This window comes from Rhizorhapis sp. SPR117 (assembly GCF_021742065.1).
Map to the genome: position 1 here is coordinate 1 of NZ_JAKKIE010000168.1, position 1,831 is coordinate 1,831.

The window sequence follows — 1,831 nt, forward strand, 5'->3', positions numbered from 1 at the left end:
CCTGCCGACCTAGCATTGTTCATCTCCTCAAAGAGGCGTGAATCAATGAGGTGGATTACAGTTCCGGGTGACTAGGTATGGCATTGTGCAGCGACCCCAATCTGGTGCAGGCCCATTTGCCCACATTGCAGGGCCTGGATGAACTTGCGCAGCGTCAGGCGTGCCTCGCACTTGTGCTGCGGGCGACAGACATGCAGGCCGCCTTGGCCGATATTTCTCTTGAAGCGTTGCGTGAACGTATGGTTGCCCAGATCGCCGCATAGACCTGTCACCAGAGCCTCCGATGCGGGGTCAGTCCGGCCCTTCAGCCTTTAGACTTATGCTCCTTTGCGGTCCGATTCGGACCCGCAGAGGAGGACCATGACGGCATGAATTCCTTTATTTTTCAGTCTCGTTTGATCCCGCTGCGAGGAACGGCATCGATTGCTGATTTTCCGGCATGCTCCGAGTCGTTCTTCACATCGGACAAAGCGTTAACCTTTCGGTCGCGGGGGTCTATAACCAAGGAAATATTATTAAGTTAAAATACTATATCTATAGTAATATAACTTAACATTATTAACGTAAAAATACATGAAATCTTAGCATTAACCTTAAATAAAGATGACTCTGTCGAGTTAAATAAATATTAACTCCGAGTGATCGAGCTATTCGGGGCGCAAGCTTGGTCACTGATGCGGGAGCGCAAAGAAGGTCTCATACCTTCATCGCAAACCGGATAGAGTAATGGAAACGAAGGAGGGGGCTCTACCCAGTCTTCGCGCCGACCAGCATTAACAGCGCTTATGTTGTTGGTGATTGCCGTTGGCTCTTGCCCATCCGTGTTTGCCGCTCGCCGGGAATATGAGGGTGGGAAAATGGATATTGAGCGCACAGTCAGCAACGATACCGATGCACGGCAATCGTCAAATTATGCTGCGACGAACGACATTAAGGGAATGACTGCCGCAGAGGCTGGTCAGTCTCCCCTATCCCAGCATGAAAATGCGCAGGTTGTTTCCGCTCTCGCGGGTCCGGTCGTTTTGCCTGAGGGTGTAAGCCTGGACGAAATTCAGGTATCGGGCCGCGATCTGATCGTAACCTTGCCGGACGGAACCAAAATGGTAATCGTCGACGGTGCGGTGTTCGTACCAGAATTGGTCGTAGGCGGTATTGAGATTCCGCCAGCCAACATCGCGGCGCTGCTGATCGGTGCAGAACCCCAGCCTGCCGCCGGCTCCCCACAAAGCTCAGGCGGAAATTTTGCAGCTGCCGAAGGCGCGATCGGCGACCCATTCGATCTTGGCGATCTTCTACCGCCGACGGAGCTGGCCTTTTCAACACCGGAACAGCAGGAACTCTTTCCGGCTGCGCCTGAAGAAGATACCATACCCGATACCGGGATCGAAGTGGATAACTCCGGTGTCAGCGTGATCAACGCTGTCGATTCCGTATATGAGGAAGCACTTGACGGAGACGCTGGGCAATCGGCCGGTACAAATAGCACGTCCAACGCGGAAAACACTTACGGTTTCATCAACTACAACATTCCTGATGCGCCCGGAACTGTGTCGGTCAATGGTAATGTAATTACAGCGGACAGCATTGGACTGCAGATTACTACGCCATATGGCATTCTGACCATTGTCAGCATAGAGCCGGGCCGGATCGGCTATACCTATGAATTGATCCACAACAGCCTGAATTCCGATGGCGATGATTTCACGGTTGTCGTCACCGACAGCGATGGTGATACTGCGTCGGCGACACTGCATGTCGACATCATTGATGATGTGCCTGTGGCTTTTGCCAACACGAACAGCGTGGACGAGGGTGCGACGGTCAATGGCAA

General features: G+C 52.6%; 1 protein-coding gene and 1 pseudogene. Both read left to right on the forward strand.

Annotated features, from left to right (window positions below):
- Nucleotides 1-77 precede the first annotated feature (77 nt).
- Nucleotides 78-263 carry a hypothetical protein gene (locus L3X40_RS21725; RefSeq protein ID WP_237367411.1) on the forward strand — a complete coding sequence of 62 codons (186 nt, stop codon included), beginning with the start codon at nt 78-80 and terminating at the stop codon, nt 261-263.
- A gap of 594 nt (nt 264-857) precedes the next feature.
- Nucleotides 858-1,831: pseudogene (locus L3X40_RS21730) on the forward strand (Ig-like domain-containing protein); the annotation flags it as partial.

Bases quoted from the DNA above. Each gene is read 5' to 3' on its own strand.
- L3X40_RS21725 (WP_237367411.1), top strand. From the start codon at position 78: ATGGCATTGTGCAGCGACCCCAATCTGGTGCAGGCCCATTTGCCCACA.